This is a genomic window from Streptomyces sp. NBC_00726 (assembly GCF_045161735.1).
Taxonomy (GTDB): domain Bacteria; phylum Actinomycetota; class Actinomycetes; order Streptomycetales; family Streptomycetaceae; genus Streptomyces.
This window is the reverse complement of the sequence record NZ_CP108983.1, coordinates 1,086,676-1,104,240: the sequence shown is the minus strand read 5'-3', so window position 1 is coordinate 1,104,240 and position 17,565 is coordinate 1,086,676. Positions and strand designations below refer to the sequence as shown.

Below are 17,565 nucleotides of genomic sequence, written 5' to 3'. Positions count from 1 at the left end.
TGCAACCGATCGTCCCCACCACCGCACCCGCGTCGCGAGGAGAATCCGTGGCTACCGATGCACCGCCGCCCGAGGGCAGTACGGAGAAGACCCCTGCCCAGCCCACGACCGAGGCGTTCCTCGCGGAGCAGAACAGCGCGGAGTTCGGCGAACTGCGCCGCTCCTACCGCTCGTTCGCCTTCCCGCTGACCATCGCCTTCGTCCTCTGGTACCTGCTGTACGTGCTGCTCTCGAACTACGCGGGCGGCTTCATGGGCACCAAGGTGTTCAGCAACATCAACGTGGCCTTCGTCTTCGGCCTCGCCCAGTTCCTCACCACCTTCCTCATCGCCTGGTTCTACTCGCGGCACGCCAACGCGAAGCTGGACCCGAAGGCCGAGGCCATCAAGGACCGCATGGAGGCCGACGCATGAGCGCCGCGTACCACTCCCACTCCGTCGTGAACCTCGCCGCCGCGTCCACCAGCGAGCACCGGCCGCTCATCATCACGCTGTTCGCGGTCTTCGTCGCCGCCACCCTCGGCATCACCGTATGGGCCGGCCGCCAGACCCGCAGCGCCTCCGACTTCTACGCGGGCGGGCGGCAGTTCACCGCCTTCCAGAACGGACTCGCGGTCTCCGGCGACTACATGTCCGCCGCGTCCTTCCTCGGCATCGCCGGTGCCATCGCCCTCTTCGGCTACGACGGCTTCCTCTACTCCATCGGCTTCCTCGTCGCCTGGCTGGTGGCGCTCCTGCTCGTCGCCGAACCCCTGCGCAACTCGGGCCGTTACACCATGGGCGACGTCCTCGCCTACCGGATGCGTCAGCGCCCGGTGCGCACCGCGGCGGGCGTCTCCACCATCATCGTGTCGATCTTCTACCTGCTGGCACAGATGGCGGGCGCCGGAGCACTGGTCACCCTGCTCCTCGGCATCAGCAGCGACGGCGGAAAGATCCTCATCGTTGCGCTGGTCGGCGTACTGATGATCGTCTACGTCACCATCGGCGGCATGAAGGGCACCACCTGGGTCCAGATGGTCAAGGCCGTCCTGCTCATCGCCGGCGCCCTCCTGATGACCCTGATGGTGCTGTGGAGGTTCGACTTCAACATCTCCGACCTGCTGGGCACCGCCGCCGAGAAGAGCGGCCACGGCTCCGCGTTCCTGGAGCCCGGACTGAAGTACGGCGCCAACGGCACCTCGAAACTGGACTTCCTCTCCCTCGGCCTGGCCCTGGTCCTCGGCACCGCGGGACTCCCGCACATCCTGATCCGCTTCTACACGGTGCCCACCGCCAAGGCCGCCCGTAAGTCCGTCAACTGGGCCATCGGCATCATCGGCGTCTTCTACCTGATGACCATCGCCCTGGGCTTCGGCGCCGCCGCGCTGATCGGTCCGAAGAACATCGCGGCCCCCGGCAACACCGCCGCCCCACAGCTCGCCGAATACCTCGGCGGGACCGGCACCACCGGCGGCGCGGTCATGCTCGCCGTCATCTCCGCGGTCGCCTTCGCCACCATCCTCGCCGTCGTCGCCGGACTGACCCTCGCCTCCTCGTCCTCCTTCGCGCACGACATCTACGCGAACGTCATCCGCAAGGGTCAGGCCACCGAGCAGGAGGAGATGAGGGCCGCCCGCTGGTCCACCGTCTTCATCGGTGCCGCCGCGATCGTCCTCGGCGTCTTCGCCCGCGACATGAACGTCGCCGGGCTCGTCGCCCTCGCCTTCGCCGTCGCGGCCTCCGCCAACCTGCCGACGATCCTCTACAGCCTCTTCTGGAAGCGCTTCACCACCCAGGGCGCGCTGTGGTCGATCTACGGCGGCCTGGCCTCCTCCGTGATCCTGGTGCTGTTCTCGCCGGTCGTCTCCGGCAACGAGAAGTCCTCGATGTTCAAGGGCGTCGACTTCGCCTGGTTCCCGCTGGAGAACCCCGGCCTGATCTCCATCCCGCTCGGCTTCCTGCTCGGCTGGATCGGCTCGCTCCTGTCCAAGGAGGAGCCGGACAAGGGCAAGTACGCCGAGCTGGAGGTCAAGTCCCTCACCGGCATCGGAGCCCACTGACCGGTCCGCCCGGGGCCGCGTCGTAGGACCCTACGACGCGGCCCCGCCGCACCTCGTGCCAAACGGGCCCCTCCCGGCTCCGCCGCTCTCGCGTAGGCTCGAAAGAGTCAGATACCGCGACCGGGAAGTCACCGGGGGAGGGGGTCCACCATGCTCATCGACACCTACGGCCGGGTCGCCACCGACCTGCGCGTCTCGCTCACCGACCGGTGCAACCTGCGCTGCACGTACTGCATGCCCGAGGAGGGCTTGCAGTGGCTGGGCAAGCCCGACCTGCTCACCGACGACGAGATCGTCCGGCTGGTCCGCATCGCCGTCACCACGCTCGGCGTCACCGAGGTCCGCTTCACCGGCGGCGAACCGCTGCTGCGCCCCGGCCTCGTCTCCATCGTCCAGCGCTGCGCCGAGCTGGACCCCCGCCCGAGGATGTCCCTCACCACCAACGGCATCGGGCTGAAGCGGACCGCCGCCGCCCTCAAGGACGCCGGACTCGACCGGGTCAACGTCTCGCTCGACACCCTGCGGCCCGAGGTGTTCAAGACCCTCACCCGCCGCGACCGCCACCACGACGTGCTCGCCGGCCTGGCGGCCGCCCGCGAGGCCGGACTCACCCCCGTCAAGGTCAACACCGTCCTGATGCCGGGGCTCAACGACGACGAGGCCCCCGACCTGCTCGCCTGGGCCGTCGACAACGGCTACGAGCTCCGCTTCATCGAGCAGATGCCGCTGGACGCCCAGCACGGCTGGAAGCGCGACGGCATGATCACCGCGGGCGACATCCTCGACTCGCTGCGCACCCGCTTCGACCTCACCCCGGAGGACGACGGCGAGCGCGGCTCCGCCCCCGCCGAGCGCTGGACCGTCGACGGCGGACCGCACCGGGTCGGCGTCATCGCCTCCGTCACCCGCCCGTTCTGCCGCGCCTGCGACCGCACCCGGCTCACCGCCGACGGACAGGTCCGCACCTGCCTGTTCGCCCGTGAGGAGACCGACCTGCGCGGGGCGCTGCGCTCGGACGCGCCCGACGAGGAGATCGCCCGCATCTGGAAGCAGGCGATGTGGGGCAAGAAGGCCGGGTCCGGCCTGGACGACCCGAGCTTCCTCCAGCCCGACCGCCCGATGTCCGCGATCGGCGGCTGACCCGGTCCGGCCCCGCCCGGTCACGGGGACGCGGGCCGCGCCTCCCACTCCGCCAGCTTCACCACGTCCTTGAGGAAGCCCCGCACCCCGAGGAACGAGGACAGATGCTCCCGGTGCTCCTCGCAGGCCAGCCACGTCTTGCGGCGCTCCGGCGTGTGCAGCTTCGGGTTGTTCCAGGCCAGCACCCAGACGGCGTCGGCCCGGCAGCCCTTGGCCGAACACACGGGGGCGGGATTCTCGGCGGATTCGGGGGAGTTCACGGACTCAACCCTAGAACGGCGCTGCCCTACAGGAAAAAGCGGGGGAAAAGGCGACGCCGGGCAGCCACGGGGGGAGCTGCCCGGCGTCGGTCCGTCGCTCCGACGGGGGATGCGGAGCGCCTACAAAGTATGTCACGCACACCCTGCCGCGGTGCACCGGAACTCCATGATTGATCTGAGCTTTTCTTGAGCTTGGGCCCGTCCTGGGCTCAGTCGTGCTCCGGCTCATCCGAAGACCGGAAAGCGCGTCCGGACTGCGGTGAGGGCGCGGCCGCACCGGCGTCGAGCGCCGGACGCGACTGGGGCGGCAGAACGAACGTGGACGGCAGCGCGGGGCTGTTCTCGCGGCCCGCGTTGGCGATGACGACGGCCACGTACGGCAGCAGCACCCCGAGACCGAGCGCCACGAACGCGATGTGCCGCTCCACGTTCCACAGGAGCGCGGCGGCCACCACCGACACGGTGCGCACGGACATCGAGATCACATAGCGGCGCTGCCTGCCACGCACGTCATCGGCGAGCCCCTGCCGGGCACCCGTGATCCGGAAGACCTCCGCACCACCCTGTTTGCGCACCACGTCCCCACCAACCTTCCCCGGCCCCGGACCGGCCGCTCCTACGCTACGCCCGGCCTTCACCGTGTACGAGACCGGGGCGCGCCGTATGCGTACATTCCGCCCCTGGCCCGCACGGACCCGCACGACGTGCGGCGGGGTGCCGCAGCGCCGAGACTGGGCGGGACACGCGCGACACGGCGTCGCACAAGGAGGCAGCACATGGGCTGGTTGTGGGCAATCATCGTGGGCCTGGTGCTCGGACTGATCGCCAAGGCGATCCTGCCGGGCAAGCAGCAGATCCCCCTCTGGCTGACGGTTATCTGCGGCATGATCGGCAGCATCCTCGGAAACGCTGTCGCGACGTGGATCGGCGTCAACGACACCAAGGGCATCGACTGGACACGCCATGTGCTCCAGCTCATCGGCGCGGTGGTGGTCGTCGGAGTCGGCGACATGCTGTACGCCTCGCTGCGGGGCAACAGACAGCGCACCTGACCCCCGAACGGCGAAGCGGCCGGACACGAGTGACGTGTCCGGCCGCTTCGCCGTGTGTACGCGTACGGGTCAGCCGGCCGTGACCTCGATCGCCGCCAGGTTCTTCTTGCCCCGGCGCAGCACCAGCCAGCGCCCGTGCAGCAGCTCCTCGCGGGCCGGGGCCGCCTCGCCGTCGACGGCCTTGACGTTGTTCACGTACGCGCCGCCCTCCTTGACCGTGCGCCGCGCCCCCGACTTGCTCGGCGCCAGACCGGCTTCCACCAGCAGGTCCACCAGCGGGCCCAGCTCGGCGACCCGGGCGTGCGGCACCTCGGACAGGGCGGCGCCCAGCGTCGCCTCGTCCAGCTCGCCCAGGTCACCCTGGCCGAACAGGGCCTTCGACGCGGCGACGACCGCCGCGCACTGGTCCGCCCCGTGCACGAGCGTCGTCAGCTCCTCGGCCAGCGCGCGCTGCGCCGTCCGGGCCTGCGGGCGCTCCTCCGTGACCTTCTCCAGCTCCTCAAGCTCGGCCGGGGTCCGGAAGCTGAGGATGCGCATGTAGCGCGAGATGTCCCGGTCGTCCACGTTCAGCCAGAACTGGTAGAACGCGTACGGCGTCGTCATCGAGGCGTCGAGCCAGACGGCCCCGCCCTCCGACTTGCCGAACTTGGTGCCGTCCGCCTTCGTCATCAGCGGCGTCGCCAGCGCGTGCACCTCGGCGCCCGGCTCCAGGCGGTGGATCAGGTCCAGGCCGGCCGTGAGGTTGCCCCACTGGTCGCTGCCGCCCTGCTGGAGGGTGCAGCCGTAGCGGCGGTACAGCTCCAGGAAGTCCATGCTCTGGAGCAGCTGGTAGCTGAACTCGGTGTAGCTGATGCCCTCGTCGGACTCCAGCCGGCGGGCGATGGACTCCTTGGTCAGCATCTTGTTGACCCGGAAGTGCTTGCCGATGTCCCGCAGGAACTCGATCGCGGACAGGCCCGCGGTCCAGTCCAGGTTGTTCACCATGACCGCGGCGTTCTCGCCCTCGAAGGACAGGAACGGCTCGATCTGCGACCGCAGCCGGGTCACCCACCGGGCGACCGTTTCCGGGTCGTTCAGCGTGCGCTCGGCGGTCGGCCGGGGGTCGCCGATCTGGCCGGTGGCCCCGCCCACCAGGGCGAGCGGCCGCAGCCCGGCCTGCTGGAGCCGGCGCATGGTGAGCACCTGCACCAGATGGCCGACGTGCAGGCTGGCCGCGGTGGGGTCGTAGCCGCAATAGAACGTGACGGGACCGTCCGCGAGAGCCTTGCGCAATGCGTCCTCGTCGGTGGACTGGGCGAACAGCCCGCGCCACTTCAGCTCGTCGACGATGTCCGTCACGGTTCCAGTGCTCCTTAAGGCGATACGTTTGACGGTTCAGTCTAGGCGGGTCACACGCCCCGGCTGACCGAGCTCATGTTGAAGTCCGGGATGCGCAGCGCGGGCATCGCGGCCCGGGTGAACCAGTCGCCCCACTCGCGCGGCAGCGTCTTCTCGGTGCGGCCCGCCTCGGTGGCGCGGGACAGCAGGTCGACCGGGGACTCGTTGAACCGGAAGTTGTTCACCTCGCCCACCACCTCGCCGTCCTCCACCAGATAGACCCCGTCCCGGGTCAGCCCGGTCAGCAGCAGCGTGGCCGGGTCCACCTCGCGGATGTACCAGAGGCAGGTCAGCAGCAGCGCGCGGCCGGTCGTCGCGGCGACCATCTCCTCCAGCGACCGTTCGCCCCCGCCCTCCAGGAGGAGGTTGTCGACCGCCGGGGCGAGCGGCTGCTTCGTCAGCGCCGCGGTGTGCCGGGTCGTCGTCAGCCGCTCCAGGCGGCCGTCGGCGACCCAGTCCGTCCGGGCCAGTGGCAGCCCGTTGTCGAAGACCGAGCCGCCGTCGCCGGAGGAGTGGGCGATGACGAAGGGCGCCGACTCCAGGCCCGGCGCGTGCGGGTCGCTGCGCAGGGTCAGCGGCAGTGGGGACAGCGTCTCGCCGAGCCGGGTACCGCCGCCCGGCTTGGAGAACACCGTCCGGCCCTCCGCCGCGTCCCGCGCCGTGGAGGACCAGAGCTGGTAGATCAGCAGGTCCGCCACCGCGGTCGGCGGCAACAGCGTCTCGTACCGCCCGGCGGGCAGCTCGATCCGGCGCTCCGCCCAGCCGAGCCGCCGCGCCAGCTCCGCGTCCAGCTCGCCCGGGTCGACGTCCTTGAAGTCCCGTGTGGCGCGGCCCGCCCAGGCGGAACGGGTGCGGTCGGGCGACTTCGCGTTCAGCTCCAGCGTGCCGTTCGGCTGGTCGTGGCGCAGCCGCAGCCCCGTGGAGGTGCCCAGGTAGGTGGAGGTCATCTGGTGGTGCGCGAAGCCGTACAGCTCGCGCCCCCCGGCCCGGGCCCGGGCGAAGGCGTCCCCGAGGGCCGGCGCGAACGCGGCGAACACCTCGGAGTCCGTCTCGGCGGGCGCGTCCGTGAAGCCGGGCGACGCGGCCACCCCGGTGACCAGCGGCTGCGCGTCCTCGGCCGGTCCCGCGGAGCGCGCGGCGGCCTCGGCGGCCCGGACCAGCTGCTCCAGGTCCTCCGTGGTGACGGCGGACCGGGACACCACACCGGATGCGGTGCCCTCGGCGCCGTCGACCGTGGCGACGACGGTCAGGGTCCGGCCCCGGGTGACCCCGTTGGTGGTCAGCGCGTTGCCGGCCCAGCGGAGATTGGCCGACGACTCCTCGTCCGCGATCACCACACAGCCGTCGGCGGTGGACAGTTCGAGCGCCCGCTCGACGATCTCGTACGGCTTGCTGACGCGGCTCATCGCCCGGCCTCCTGCGTCGTGTTGAGGATGTTCACGCCTCGGAACAGGGCCGACGGGCAGCCGTGCGAGACGGCCGCGACCTGGCCCGGCTGGGCCTTGCCGCAGTTGAAGGCGCCGCCCAGCACATACGTCTGCGGGCCGCCGACCTTCTCCATCGAGCCCCAGAAGTCCGTCGTCGTCGCCTGGTACGCGACATCGCGCAGCTGCCCGGCCAGCCTGCCGTTCTCGATGCGGAAGAACCGCTGCCCGGTGAACTGGAAGTTGTACCGCTGCATGTCGATGGACCACGACCGGTCCCCGACCACGTAGATCCCGCGCTCCACCCCGCCGATCAGATCCTCCGTGGAGAGCCCGCCCGGGTCCGGCCGCAACGACACATTCGCCATGCGCTGTACGGGGACATGCCCGGGGGAGTCCGCGTAGGCGCACCCGTTGGACCGGCCCAGGCCGGTGAGCTTCGCGATGCGGCGGTCCGTCTGGTAGCCCACCAGCGTCCCGTCCTTCACCAGGTCCCAGGACTGCGCCTCGACGCCCTCGTCGTCGTAGCCGATCGTCGCGAGCCCGTGCTCGGCGGTGCGGTCGCCCGTCACGTTCATCACGGGCGAGCCGTACGCCAGCTTCCCCAGCTGGTCGAAGGTGGCGAACGACGTTCCCGCGTAAGCCGCCTCGTAACCCAGCGCCCGGTCCAGCTCCGTGGCGTGGCCGATCGACTCGTGGATCGTCAGCCACAGGTTGGACGGGTCCACGACCAGGTCGTACGTCCCCGCCGCCACGCTCGGCGCCCGCATCTTCTCCGCCAGCAGCCCGGGGATGCGCTCCAGCTCCCCGGCCCAGTCCCAGCCGGTCCCGGTCAGATACTCCCAGCCGCGCCCCACCGGCGGCGCGATGGTCCGCATCGAGTCGAACTCGCCGGTCGCCGAGTCCACCGCCACGGCCGTGAACTCCGGGTGCAGCCGGACCCGCTGCTGCGTGGTGACCGTGCCCGCCGTGTCCGCGTAGAACTTGTTCTCGTGCACGGCCATCAGCGAGGCGTCCACATGCGCCACCCCCTCGGCCGCCAGCAGCCCCGCGCTCCACTCGGCGAGCAGTCCGGCCTTCTCCCCGGCCGGTACGTCGAAGGGGTCGACCTCGTACGCCGAGACCCAGGTCCGCTCCCCGTGCGACGGCTCGTCCGCCAGCTCCACCCTCTCGTCGGCGCCCGCCGCCGCGATCACCTTGGCAGACAGCTTCGCCATCGCGACGGCCTGCGAGGCCACCCGCGCCGCCGCGTCCATCGTCAGATCGACGCCCGAGGCGAACCCCCAGGCCCCGCCGTGCACGACGCGGACCGCGTAACCGAGATCGGTGGTGTCCGAGCCCCCGGCGGGCCGGGCGTCCCGCAGCCGCCAGGTCGCACTGCGCACCCGCTCGAACCTGAAGTCGGCGTGCACCGCCCCGAGCGCCCGCGCCCGGGCGAGCGCCGCGTCGGCGAGAGCCCGTAGCGGAAGCGCCGTGAAGGATGGATCAATCGCATTGGCCATGTGCAGCCTCCCCATAGAGTCATGGCGCGGTCCGGCTGAGTGAATCATGCGCCAACGGATGCGGTGTGGTTTCCCCGGGTGAAAGTCCCGGCGTCAAGGCCGGTTCGCCGGTTAGGCTCGACGGGTGATCACGCGGTACGAGCGGACGTGGCCCTCGTACGTCCGGGAAGGCGGCACCAACCTCATGAGCAGCGCGGGCGATGTGCCCCAGACGCCGGCCCCCCGGCTCGTACGCCTGGCCGGACAGTCCCGCAACTTCGGCTTCCTGCTTCCGCACCTGCCGCTGCTCGTCGCCTATGGAACCGCTGCCGAGAGTCATGTCTTCAGCGACCCGAACACGTCTTTGATCAAATCCCGCCAGTTCGCGGAGGCGCTGGCGGCGGACCTGATCAGCCGGGCCCGGGTCCGGGTGGAGGGCACTACCCAGTTCGACCGCCTGCGAGCCCTGGACCGTGAGGGCTACCTTCACGGCGATGTGGGAACCGCGTTCCACGAGGTACGCACCCTCGGCAACGAGGCGAATCACTCGGGGCTCGACAACGCCGACGATGCCTTCCGCGCCCTGCGCACCTGCTTCCGCCTCGGCACCTGGTACCACCGGCTGCTCACCGGTTCACGTGAGCAGCTGCCGTTTGTGCCGCCCAGTCCCGACCGTACCCCGGCCGCCGAGAACGAGCGCCTGCTCCAGGACGTCGCCAAGGCCCGAAAGGAGCTGGAGGAGGCTCGTCTCAGCTACCGCGACCGGGCGTCCCACGCGCAGGCCGAACAGACCGCCCGGAGCACCGTCGAACGCGAGTTGGCCCAGGCCCAGGCCGAGCGTGAGGAGCTGGCGCACGCGGTCGCGGCCATGCAGCACCAGCTCAAGGAGTTGCAGGCCGCAGCCGAGGCCGCCCAGCTCGACCGCCGTCACACCGCCGCCACAGACCGTGCTGCCGCATCGGCGGCCGTCGCGGAGCGGGCCCGCCTCCTGGAAAACGCCGAGCAGGCATCCCGCGAACCCCTCACCGAAGTACAGGTCCGCAAGCGACTCGACGTCATGCTCATGGCGGCGGGCTGGGACGTCCAGGACGGTGGCGCCGACCTCAACCTTCATGTCCAGGGCGACTGGCGGGGCAACGGCATCGCCGTTCGGGAGGTCACGACCGCCCAGGGCCGGGCGGACTACGCCCTCTATGTCGACCGCAAGCTCGTCGGCGTCATCGAGGCCAAGCGCGAGGGCGCCGACCTGTCCGCTGCGGAGGCCCAGGCCGATCGATACGCCGACCATCCCACCGGTGCCCAGCAGCGCTTCAGCGCCTGGCGTACCCCGCTCCCGTTCCGCTACGTCAGCGACGGCGGCGAGACCCGATTCCGGTCCGTGCTCGACCCGGACTCCCGGACCCGCCGCATTTTCTCCTTCCACCAGCCGCGCACGCTGGCCCGCTGGGTCCGTCAGGCCGAGGAGGACGAGCAGGCCCCCAGCTACCGGGCCCGGCTGCGCCACCGTATGCCCGAACTCGATGAACGCCCCCTGCGCCCCGCACAGATCACGGCCGTCCGTGGCGTGGAGGAATCGCTCGCCCACGGCAGGGGACAGCAGGGCATGGGCCAGTGCCGCGCCCTCGTCCAGATGGCCACTGGCGCCGGTAAGACCTTTACCGCTGTCACGTTTTCGTACCGGCTCCTCAAGCACGCCCGTGCGGAGCGCGTCCTGTTCCTCGTCGACCGCAACAACCTCGGCGCACAGGCATTCGCCGAATTCGAGAACTTCAAGACTCCGGACACCGACCGCAAGTTTGCCGATCTCTACAACGTTCAGCGACTTGGCGCGGAGGGCATGTTCGCTTCCTCCAAGGTCGTCATCTCCACTGTGCAGCGCCTCTACATGGAGCTCACGGGGGCGAGCCTGCCGGGGACCGAACAAGGCGACGGGGAGATCGATTACGATATCGACGTGCCCGGCGGCGTCGAAGTCGGCTACAACGCGGACATCCCCCCGGAGGCATTCGACCTGATCGTCGTCGACGAGTGCCACCGCTCCATTTACGGCAAGTGGCGTTCCGTTCTCGAGTACTTCGACGCCCCCATCGTCGGCCTCACCGCCACCCCCGTTGCCCAGACCTTCGGCTACTTCAACGGGAACCTCGTCAGCGAGTACTCGTACCAGGAGGCCGTGGCCGACCGCGTCAACGTCGACTTCTCCGTCTACGAGATCCAGACGCGGATAACCGCCGAGGGCGGTGTCATCGCGCAGGGAACCATCCCGGTCCGCGACCGTCGCACGCGCCGCCAGCGTTACGAGGACATCGACGAGGACATCGAGTACGGCGCGAAGCAAGTCGGCGTCGGAGTCATCAGCAAGGACCAGCTGCGCACGGTCGTCCAGACCTTCCACGACCGACTGTTCACGGAGATCTTCCCCGAGCGGGCCAGACGCGACCCGGTCACGGGTGCCCTGTCGTGGGACGAGATGTACGTGCCTAAAACGTTGGTGTTCGCCAAGAACGACAACCATGCGGAGGAGATCGTCGAGGTCGTCCGCGACGTTTTCGGCAAGGGCAATGATTTCTGCGCGAAGATCACTAGCGCGGCCCGCAACGCCGCCGAGCGCCTCGCGGCCTTCCGTAATCTTCCTGATCTGCGTATCGCGGTCACCGTCGACATGATCGCCACTGGCACGGACGTCAAACCGCTGGAATGTCTGCTTTTCCTGCGGGACGTCAAGAGCTGGGCCTATTTCGAGCAGATGAAGGGCCGCGGAGCCCGGACGCTGTCCCTCACGGAATTCGAGAAAGTCACTCCTGGGGTGGGGCCGAAAACTCGCTTTGTGATCGTTGACGCGGTCGGTGTGACGAAGAAGCCGAAGGTCGACGCGGCACCGCTGGAGCGTCACAGTGACAAGCAGATCAGCTTGGAGAAGCTGCTGCGCAAAACCGCCGCGAACACCATCGAGGAGGAAGAGGTCTCCACCCTCGCGGCCCGCCTCGCCAAGCTCGACATTCAGATGACGGATGAGGAGCGGGCCGAGATCCAGCGCCTGAGCGGCGGACCGGAGCTGACGAAGATCGTTCACGGGATGGTCGAAGCCGTGTCGGCGGACCGGCAACTGGAGGTCCGGGGGGCCGCCGAGCGTGCCGGCCGCGACCCCGGGCGCGCGGTGCGCGATCTCATCGAGCGGGCCGTGCGCCCACTCGCCGCCCAGCCACCGTTGCGCGCCCGGCTGCTGGAGATGCGGCGAGCAAAGGACATCCTCTACGACGAGACCGGTAAGGACGAGCTGCTGGGGGCGGGCGCGGTCGTGGAGGACGAGGACTCGGCGTTGCGGACCGTCCGCGATTGGCGCCAGTACATCGCCGACAACCGCGACGAGATCGCGGCCATGTCCGTCGCGTTCAGTGCCGGCTCGGACGTGCCACCGAGGGCCGCCATGGCCAGGCTGGACGACGTGGCCCGCAGCATCGCCCGCCCACCGCGAGCCTGGACCCCGGACCGGCTCTGGCAGGCGTACGAGCAACTGGGCGAGGCGGTGACCGATGGTGCCCGTCGCACACGTACGGCCTCCGACCTGCTCGCCTTGCTCCGCTACGAACTCGCGGGCGGGGCGGAGCGGGGGGCGCCGACCCCGCGCCCGTACGAGGAGGTAGTGCGGGAGCGCTACCAGGCGTGGATCGCCCGCCAGGAACAGATGGGCACTCGGTTCACGGAGGGCGAGCGGTGGTGGCTCGACCGCATCGCCGAAGCGACTGCCAAACGTGTACGCTTCGACACCGTTGACCTGGATTACGCCCCTTTCACCAAGCACAACGGTACGGACGGCTTCATTGCCGAATTCGGGGGAACACGGGCGGAACGCATTATCACTGAACTGGACAAGGAGCTGAGCGCGTGACAACCGACTCGGGTACGGAACCGGAGCCGACGGGCTCGGGGGCCGAGGAGGATGTCACGGATGGACTTCCTGCGGGGTGGGTTCGGGCGACGATCAGTGATTTGTGCGACGTGAATCCACGAGGTTTCGACGAGGAACCTGATGATGATGATCTGATTTCCCAGGTGCCAATGGCTGCTGTCGAAGCAGTGACGGGGCGCATGGACGCGTCGATGCAGGTGCGGTATGGCGACGTGAAGAAGAAGTCGCTGACCAGGTTCCAGGAGAACGACGTACTGTTTGCGAAGATCACGCCCTGCATGGAGAACGGGAAGATCGCGAAAGCGCAAGGGCTGACTGGGGGGCGTGCGCTTGGGAGTACCGAGTTTCATGTGCTGCGGAGCCGAGGATCTGTGCTCCCCGAGTACTTGATGCATTTTCTGCTGCAACGGGGTGTCCGGAGAGCCGCAGAGCGGCACATGACCGGCGCTGTGGGCCAGCGCCGTGTGCCGCGCCCCTATCTGGCCGGGCTGGAGATCCCGGTGCCGCCCCTCGCCGAACAACACCGCATCGTCGCCAAGCTGAACGATCAGTTGGCACACGTTGAGGTGGGCGAAGGGGCTCTGGCTCTGGCTGTCGAGAAGATAGACGATCTTGTTCACGCGGTGCGGTCTCGGTGCGTTTGGCCGGCAAACGGAAATGCACTGCCCGAGGGTTGGAGATGGGGCACGGTAGGGGACGTCCTTGAAGGGATCGAAGCGGGTAAATCCTTTACTTGCCTTCCGAGGGTGGCCCGCAATGATGAGTGGGGAGTCATCAAAGTCAGTGCCATGACCTGGGGAGAGTTCAAACCAGAGGAAAACAAGGCGCTGCCGCCCGAACGTAATCCGAATCCGGACTACGAGATTCGCGATGGTGACATTCTTATGAGCCGCGCGAACACCGTTGACTACGTGGGCGCCCCAGTGATGGTACGTACCACTCGTGCAAAGTTGATGCTCAGTGACAAAAGCCTGCGGTTGGTGCCGAAAGCGGGTGTGGAGAAGGAGTGGCTCATTGAAGTCCTCCTGTCGCGGCCGGTGCGGGCTCAGTATTCTGCGGTGGCCACGGGGACCAGTGACTCGATGCGGAATATCTCGCAGGGGGCTGTCCGCTCCGCTCGAATTCCCATCCCTCCCCAGGGCGTGGGACAGAAGCGTGTGGTGGCAGCTGTTTCGGACGCGATGAAGCAAGTGCGCCCGCTGAAAGCGCCGCTGGACGAACAGGCTCACGAAGCCGGACGGCTCCGCAACGCCCTCCTCCACGCCGCCTTCACCGGCGCCCTCGTCCCCCAGGACCCCGACGATGAGCCCGCGTCCGCCCTCCTCGCCCGGATCCGCGCTGAACGAGCCGCCAGCGCCAAACCGGCCAAGCGTAAGCGCGCGCCCAGTACGACACCGCCGGCCGCTTCCGCGCCCCCCGGCCGACCGGTTCCCTCCGGCACCCAGGAAGTACTTCCCCTGTGAGCACGACCATGAGCAGCAACACTGAGAAGACAACCGTCGCAAGCCCCGCCCCGGTCTCGACCTCCACCCTCGTCAACCGGCTCTGGTCGTACTGCGAGCTGCTCCGTCACTCCGGCGTCTCGACCCTCGACTACGTCGAGCAGCTCACTTACCTCCTCTTTCTGAAGATGGCCCACGAGCGCGCCAACCGTCCGGCCGTCTTCCGGCGCAACGCCCCCGAAAAGCCACTCGTGCCCGAGGGCCGGGACTGGCAGAGCCTGATGACCCGGTCCGCGGAAGCGCTGCTCGACCACTACGAGTTCATCCTCAAGGACCTCGGTCAGCGCGGCGGCACCATGCTCGGAGAGGTCTTCACCAAAGCGCAGAACAAGATCCAGGAACCCGCCGTCCTGGAACGCCTGATCAAGGACCTGATCAATCCCCATACCTGGACCACGGAGAACCAGGACCTCAAGGGCGACGCCTACGAAGGTCTGCTCCAGCGAGGCGCGGAGGACCGCAAGACGGGTGCGGGCCAGTACTTCACGCCGCGCCCGCTCATCGACGCAATGGTCGACTGCGTCCGGCCGAAGCCCGGCGAAACCCTCACCGATCCGGCCTGCGGCACCGGCGGCTTCCTCATCGCGGCGCACGCCCACCTCGTCCAAAACTACGAGGCCGAGCTCTATGGCGACCAGGGACGGGCCCTCCAGACGGGCGCGATCACCGGATACGAGCTGGTCCGGGAGACCGGCCGCCTCGCCCTGATGAACATGCTGCTGCACGGCATCGGGAGCTCCGAGGCCAAGCCGCTCATCACCATTCAGGACTCCCTGGCACGCCCCCCGAAGCGGCACTACGACATCGTGCTGGCCAATCCGCCCTTCGGCGTCGGCTCGGTCACCGGTGAGTCCTATGCCGCCCGCACCGACTTCTGGGCGCCGACGACCAACAAGCAGCTCAACTTCGTCCAGCACATCTACAACCTGCTGAAGACCAACGGCCGAGCCGCTCTGGTCCTGCCGGACAACGTCCTATTCGAAAGTGGTGCCGGCGAGATCATCCGCAGGAACCTCCTCAACCTCTGCGACGTTCACACCCTTCTGCGCCTGCCCACTGGCATCTTCTACGCCAATGGCGTCAAGGCCAATGTCCTGTTCTTCGACAAGACCGGCCAGCGTACGGGGGGCCGCCCCGGCACCCGCAAACTCTGGGTCTACGACTTCCGCACGGACCAGCGCTTCACGCTCAAACAGCGCCAGCTGGGCCGTCAGCATCTTGACGACTTTGTCGCCGCCTACCACTCCGGTGGTACGGACTTCACCAAGCGCACTCCCAACAACCGCTTCCGCTCGTACGACTACGACGAGCTGATCGCGCGGGACAAGGCCAACCTCGACCTCACGGTGCTCGAATCCGGCACCGCCGCCGCCACGAAGTACGCGTCGCCGGATGTGATCGCGCAGGAGATCGTCGACGAACTCGAAGTGGCACTGGCCGAGTTCACGGCCGTGGCTCAAGCCCTGAAGAAGGAAGCGCACCCGTCGGCGGACGACAAGTAGACGCAGACACCGGCGACGGGCCGGTGGTTTTCGAGGAGCCACCGGCCCGCCGTCACACTGTCATCTGCCTGCTCACAGCTCGCCCGCTATCACGCCGGCCCGGAACGTGGCCCACTTCGATGTGCTGAACCGCAGCGGCTCCCGCTCCGCTGAGGAGAAGGCGGAGGCATGACGGGCTCATCGCCACCGACAGCCAATCTTGTCGTACTGATCGTGAAGATATGCCTACGATGGGGAGGAGTTGATCGCCTGCGGCCCAGCGGCCCATGCACTGCGCGGTACTCCGGCTGTCAGGGCCGTCCAGGCAGTGGGCGCCCTGTCGGTGATCCACTCGGACCGGGACGTACGAGAGCGGGCGGGGTATGGCGGCGGAGCGCGGTGGAGTCGGGACCAGAGGGCCGGAGAAGCACTGGACGGCGAAGGCGATCTTCGAACGCTGGCAGCGGTTTTACGAACTCAAGACCAGCGCCAAGGCCCTGACCCGGCTGGAGTTCACCGAGCACATCGCCTATCTGCTCTTCCTCAAGCTCGATCATGAACGTTCCCAGCGGTCCGGGATGTTCGCGACCCGGTCGGTTGCCCCGGCGGACAGCTGGCCCCGCCTCGTACTTGCCAGTGGTGAGGATTTGCATGGAGCCCTCACCGGACTGATGACCGACCTCGGCAGGCCGAACCCGCAGGATCCCCGCCGGGCGATCGCCGGCGTCCTCTTCCAGGACTCCCGCCCCTGGCCCGTGGACAGGATGGCGGAACTCGGGCGGCTGATCATCGAGGAGTTCGACCCGTACCGCTGGTCGGATGTGAACCGTGACGAACTCGGATCGGCTTTCTCCCTGCTGATCGCCGACTGTCGCGACGACATCAGGGCCAAGCGGGAGACGGGCCAGTTCCTCACTCCGCCGTACCTGCTGAAGGTCATCGCCGAGGCGCTCGCCCTCACTCAGCAGGACAGGGTGATCGACGGCGCAGTCGGGGTCGGCACAAGCCTCATCGCCGCGCACCGCGAGATGGCCGCGCAAGGGGGCCGCGTCGATGCGGCTGCCATCGCCGGTGCCGACATCGATGTGCAGATGTGCCGCCTGGCGACGATGAACGTTTTGCTGAACACCGGGCGCCAGTTCCACGACGTCCCCCCGGTCCTGCGCGCGGACTCGCTCAGAGTGAGGGACCGGCTGGTGCGTCGGCATGAACGGGACGTGGCCGCGACCGTCGTCATCTGCAATCCGCCGTTCAGGAGCGTGGAGACGAACACCGAGCAGCGGGACGACTTCTGGGCACAGAACGCCACGCTGCCGGCCAACTTCCTCCAGCACTTGGCCATCACCCTGCCTCAGGGTGCGAGGGCGGCTGTCTTCGTTCCCGACGGTGTGCTGTTCCACCAGGGTGCGGCGTCCACCATTCGCAGGGAGCTGTTGAAGAACTGCACCGTGCACACCCTGCTACGGCTGCCGACCGGCATGTTTCACGACACCGGTTCCAAGTCGAACGTCCTCTTCTTCACCAAATCCACGCGACGCCCGACTGGCGAGCCGAACACCGACGAGCTATGGGTGTACGACGCCCGCGACCTCCATCACACGGACACCGAGAGCCCGCTCACAGAGGACGACTTCACGGAGTTCCTGGAGGCGTACCGGCCCGGAGAAGAAGGTTTCACCGGTCGTACCGAGTCGTCGCGCTTCAAGCGCTACGACCGCGACGCCGTGCGGAAGATCCTGGACAGTCCCGACGTCAGACTCGACCTGAGGGCCGATTCCGGCGAGGCGCCGTACGACTTCGGCGATCCGCGTGACATAGCCCGCTCGATCGTGGACCACCTCGGCGACGCGCAGCGGAGCTTTGAGAGAGTACTCGACTCCCTCGGCTGAGAGCGCCG

Annotated in this window: 13 protein-coding genes; 8 read left to right on the top strand and 5 right to left on the bottom strand. The window is 68.5% G+C overall.

Annotated features, from left to right (window positions below; translation table 11 throughout):
* Positions 1 to 47: 47 nt before the first annotated feature.
* From OG338_RS04890 to moaA, 3 genes are all read left to right on the top strand, one after another.
* On the top strand, positions 48 to 413 hold the full coding sequence (locus tag OG338_RS04890) for a DUF485 domain-containing protein (protein ID WP_405936137.1): 366 nt from the start codon (positions 48 to 50) through the stop codon (positions 411 to 413).
* Positions 410 to 2,041 carry a cation acetate symporter gene (locus tag OG338_RS04885; protein ID WP_405936136.1) on the top strand — a complete coding sequence of 544 codons (1,632 nt, stop codon included), beginning with the start codon at positions 410 to 412 and terminating at the stop codon, positions 2,039 to 2,041. Before OG338_RS04890 ends, OG338_RS04885 begins: the two co-directional genes overlap by 4 nt.
* Before the next feature lie 150 nt (positions 2,042 to 2,191).
* Complete coding sequence (gene moaA / locus OG338_RS04880) at positions 2,192 to 3,181, top strand: GTP 3',8-cyclase MoaA (protein ID WP_405936135.1); 990 nt, start codon at positions 2,192 to 2,194, stop codon at positions 3,179 to 3,181.
* Between the two features lie 20 nt (positions 3,182 to 3,201).
* On the opposite strand, the gene OG338_RS04875 is transcribed toward moaA, so the two are convergent.
* The gene (locus OG338_RS04875; protein ID WP_405936134.1) at positions 3,202 to 3,441 is read right to left on the bottom strand and encodes a hypothetical protein; all 240 of its coding nucleotides are present in this window, start codon (positions 3,439 to 3,441) and stop codon (positions 3,202 to 3,204) included.
* A 209-nt stretch (positions 3,442 to 3,650) separates the two neighbouring features.
* A complete protein-coding gene (locus OG338_RS04870; RefSeq protein ID WP_405936133.1) occupies positions 3,651 to 4,019 on the bottom strand; it encodes a DUF3099 domain-containing protein in 369 nt (122 codons plus the stop codon).
* A gap of 198 nt (positions 4,020 to 4,217) precedes the next feature.
* Between OG338_RS04870 and OG338_RS04865 the strand changes: the two genes are divergently transcribed.
* Positions 4,218 to 4,493 carry a GlsB/YeaQ/YmgE family stress response membrane protein gene (locus OG338_RS04865; protein ID WP_383298628.1) on the top strand — a complete coding sequence of 92 codons (276 nt, stop codon included), beginning with the start codon at positions 4,218 to 4,220 and terminating at the stop codon, positions 4,491 to 4,493.
* Positions 4,494 to 4,562: 69 nt separating this feature from the next.
* On the opposite strand, the gene tyrS is transcribed toward OG338_RS04865, so the two are convergent.
* Genes tyrS through OG338_RS04850 form a run of 3 tightly spaced genes read right to left on the bottom strand, consistent with a single transcriptional unit; the run spans position 4,563 to position 8,796 of the window.
* Positions 4,563 to 5,831 (bottom strand): tyrosine--tRNA ligase, encoded by a 1,269-nt coding sequence (tyrS, locus tag OG338_RS04860; protein WP_405936132.1) that lies wholly within the window; start codon positions 5,829 to 5,831, stop codon positions 4,563 to 4,565.
* Positions 5,832 to 5,881: 50 nt separating this feature from the next.
* Positions 5,882 to 7,276, bottom strand: a complete 1,395-nt coding sequence (locus OG338_RS04855) for a metallopeptidase TldD-related protein (protein ID WP_405936131.1) — start codon at positions 7,274 to 7,276, stop codon at positions 5,882 to 5,884.
* Positions 7,273 to 8,796: a TldD/PmbA family protein gene (locus OG338_RS04850; protein ID WP_405936130.1), complete on the bottom strand. Its 1,524-nt coding sequence runs from the start codon at positions 8,794 to 8,796 to the stop codon at positions 7,273 to 7,275. The genes OG338_RS04855 and OG338_RS04850 overlap by 4 nt, the downstream gene beginning before the upstream one ends.
* A 184-nt stretch (positions 8,797 to 8,980) precedes the next feature.
* Between OG338_RS04850 and OG338_RS04845 the strand changes: the two genes are divergently transcribed.
* From OG338_RS04845 to OG338_RS04830, 4 genes are all read left to right on the top strand, one after another.
* Positions 8,981 to 12,664 carry a DEAD/DEAH box helicase family protein gene (locus tag OG338_RS04845; protein ID WP_405936129.1) on the top strand — a complete coding sequence of 1,228 codons (3,684 nt, stop codon included), beginning with the start codon at positions 8,981 to 8,983 and terminating at the stop codon, positions 12,662 to 12,664.
* A complete protein-coding gene (locus tag OG338_RS04840; RefSeq protein WP_405936128.1) occupies positions 12,661 to 14,148 on the top strand; it encodes a restriction endonuclease subunit S in 1,488 nt (495 codons plus the stop codon). Before OG338_RS04845 ends, OG338_RS04840 begins: the two co-directional genes overlap by 4 nt.
* An 8-nt stretch (positions 14,149 to 14,156) precedes the next feature.
* Positions 14,157 to 15,689: an N-6 DNA methylase gene (locus tag OG338_RS04835; RefSeq protein ID WP_405936127.1), complete on the top strand. Its 1,533-nt coding sequence runs from the start codon at positions 14,157 to 14,159 to the stop codon at positions 15,687 to 15,689.
* Between the two features lie 362 nt (positions 15,690 to 16,051).
* Positions 16,052 to 17,557 carry a class I SAM-dependent DNA methyltransferase gene (locus OG338_RS04830; protein WP_405936126.1) on the top strand — a complete coding sequence of 502 codons (1,506 nt, stop codon included), beginning with the start codon at positions 16,052 to 16,054 and terminating at the stop codon, positions 17,555 to 17,557.
* Positions 17,558 to 17,565: the final 8 nt, after the last annotated feature.

Bases quoted from the DNA above. Each gene is read 5' to 3' on its own strand.
- OG338_RS04830 (WP_405936126.1), top strand. From the start codon at position 16,052: ATGGCGGCGGAGCGCGGTGGAGTCGGGACCAGAGGGCCGGAGAAGCAC.
- moaA (WP_405936135.1), top strand. From the start codon at position 2,192: ATGCTCATCGACACCTACGGCCGGGTCGCCACCGACCTGCGCGTCTCG.
- OG338_RS04865 (WP_383298628.1), top strand. From the start codon at position 4,218: ATGGGCTGGTTGTGGGCAATCATCGTGGGCCTGGTGCTCGGACTGATC.
- OG338_RS04850 (WP_405936130.1), bottom strand. From the start codon at position 8,796: ATGGCCAATGCGATTGATCCATCCTTCACGGCGCTTCCGCTACGGGCT.
- OG338_RS04885 (WP_405936136.1), top strand. From the start codon at position 410: ATGAGCGCCGCGTACCACTCCCACTCCGTCGTGAACCTCGCCGCCGCG.
- OG338_RS04835 (WP_405936127.1), top strand. From the start codon at position 14,157: ATGAGCAGCAACACTGAGAAGACAACCGTCGCAAGCCCCGCCCCGGTC.
- OG338_RS04855 (WP_405936131.1), bottom strand. From the start codon at position 7,276: ATGAGCCGCGTCAGCAAGCCGTACGAGATCGTCGAGCGGGCGCTCGAA.
- OG338_RS04845 (WP_405936129.1), top strand. From the start codon at position 8,981: ATGAGCAGCGCGGGCGATGTGCCCCAGACGCCGGCCCCCCGGCTCGTA.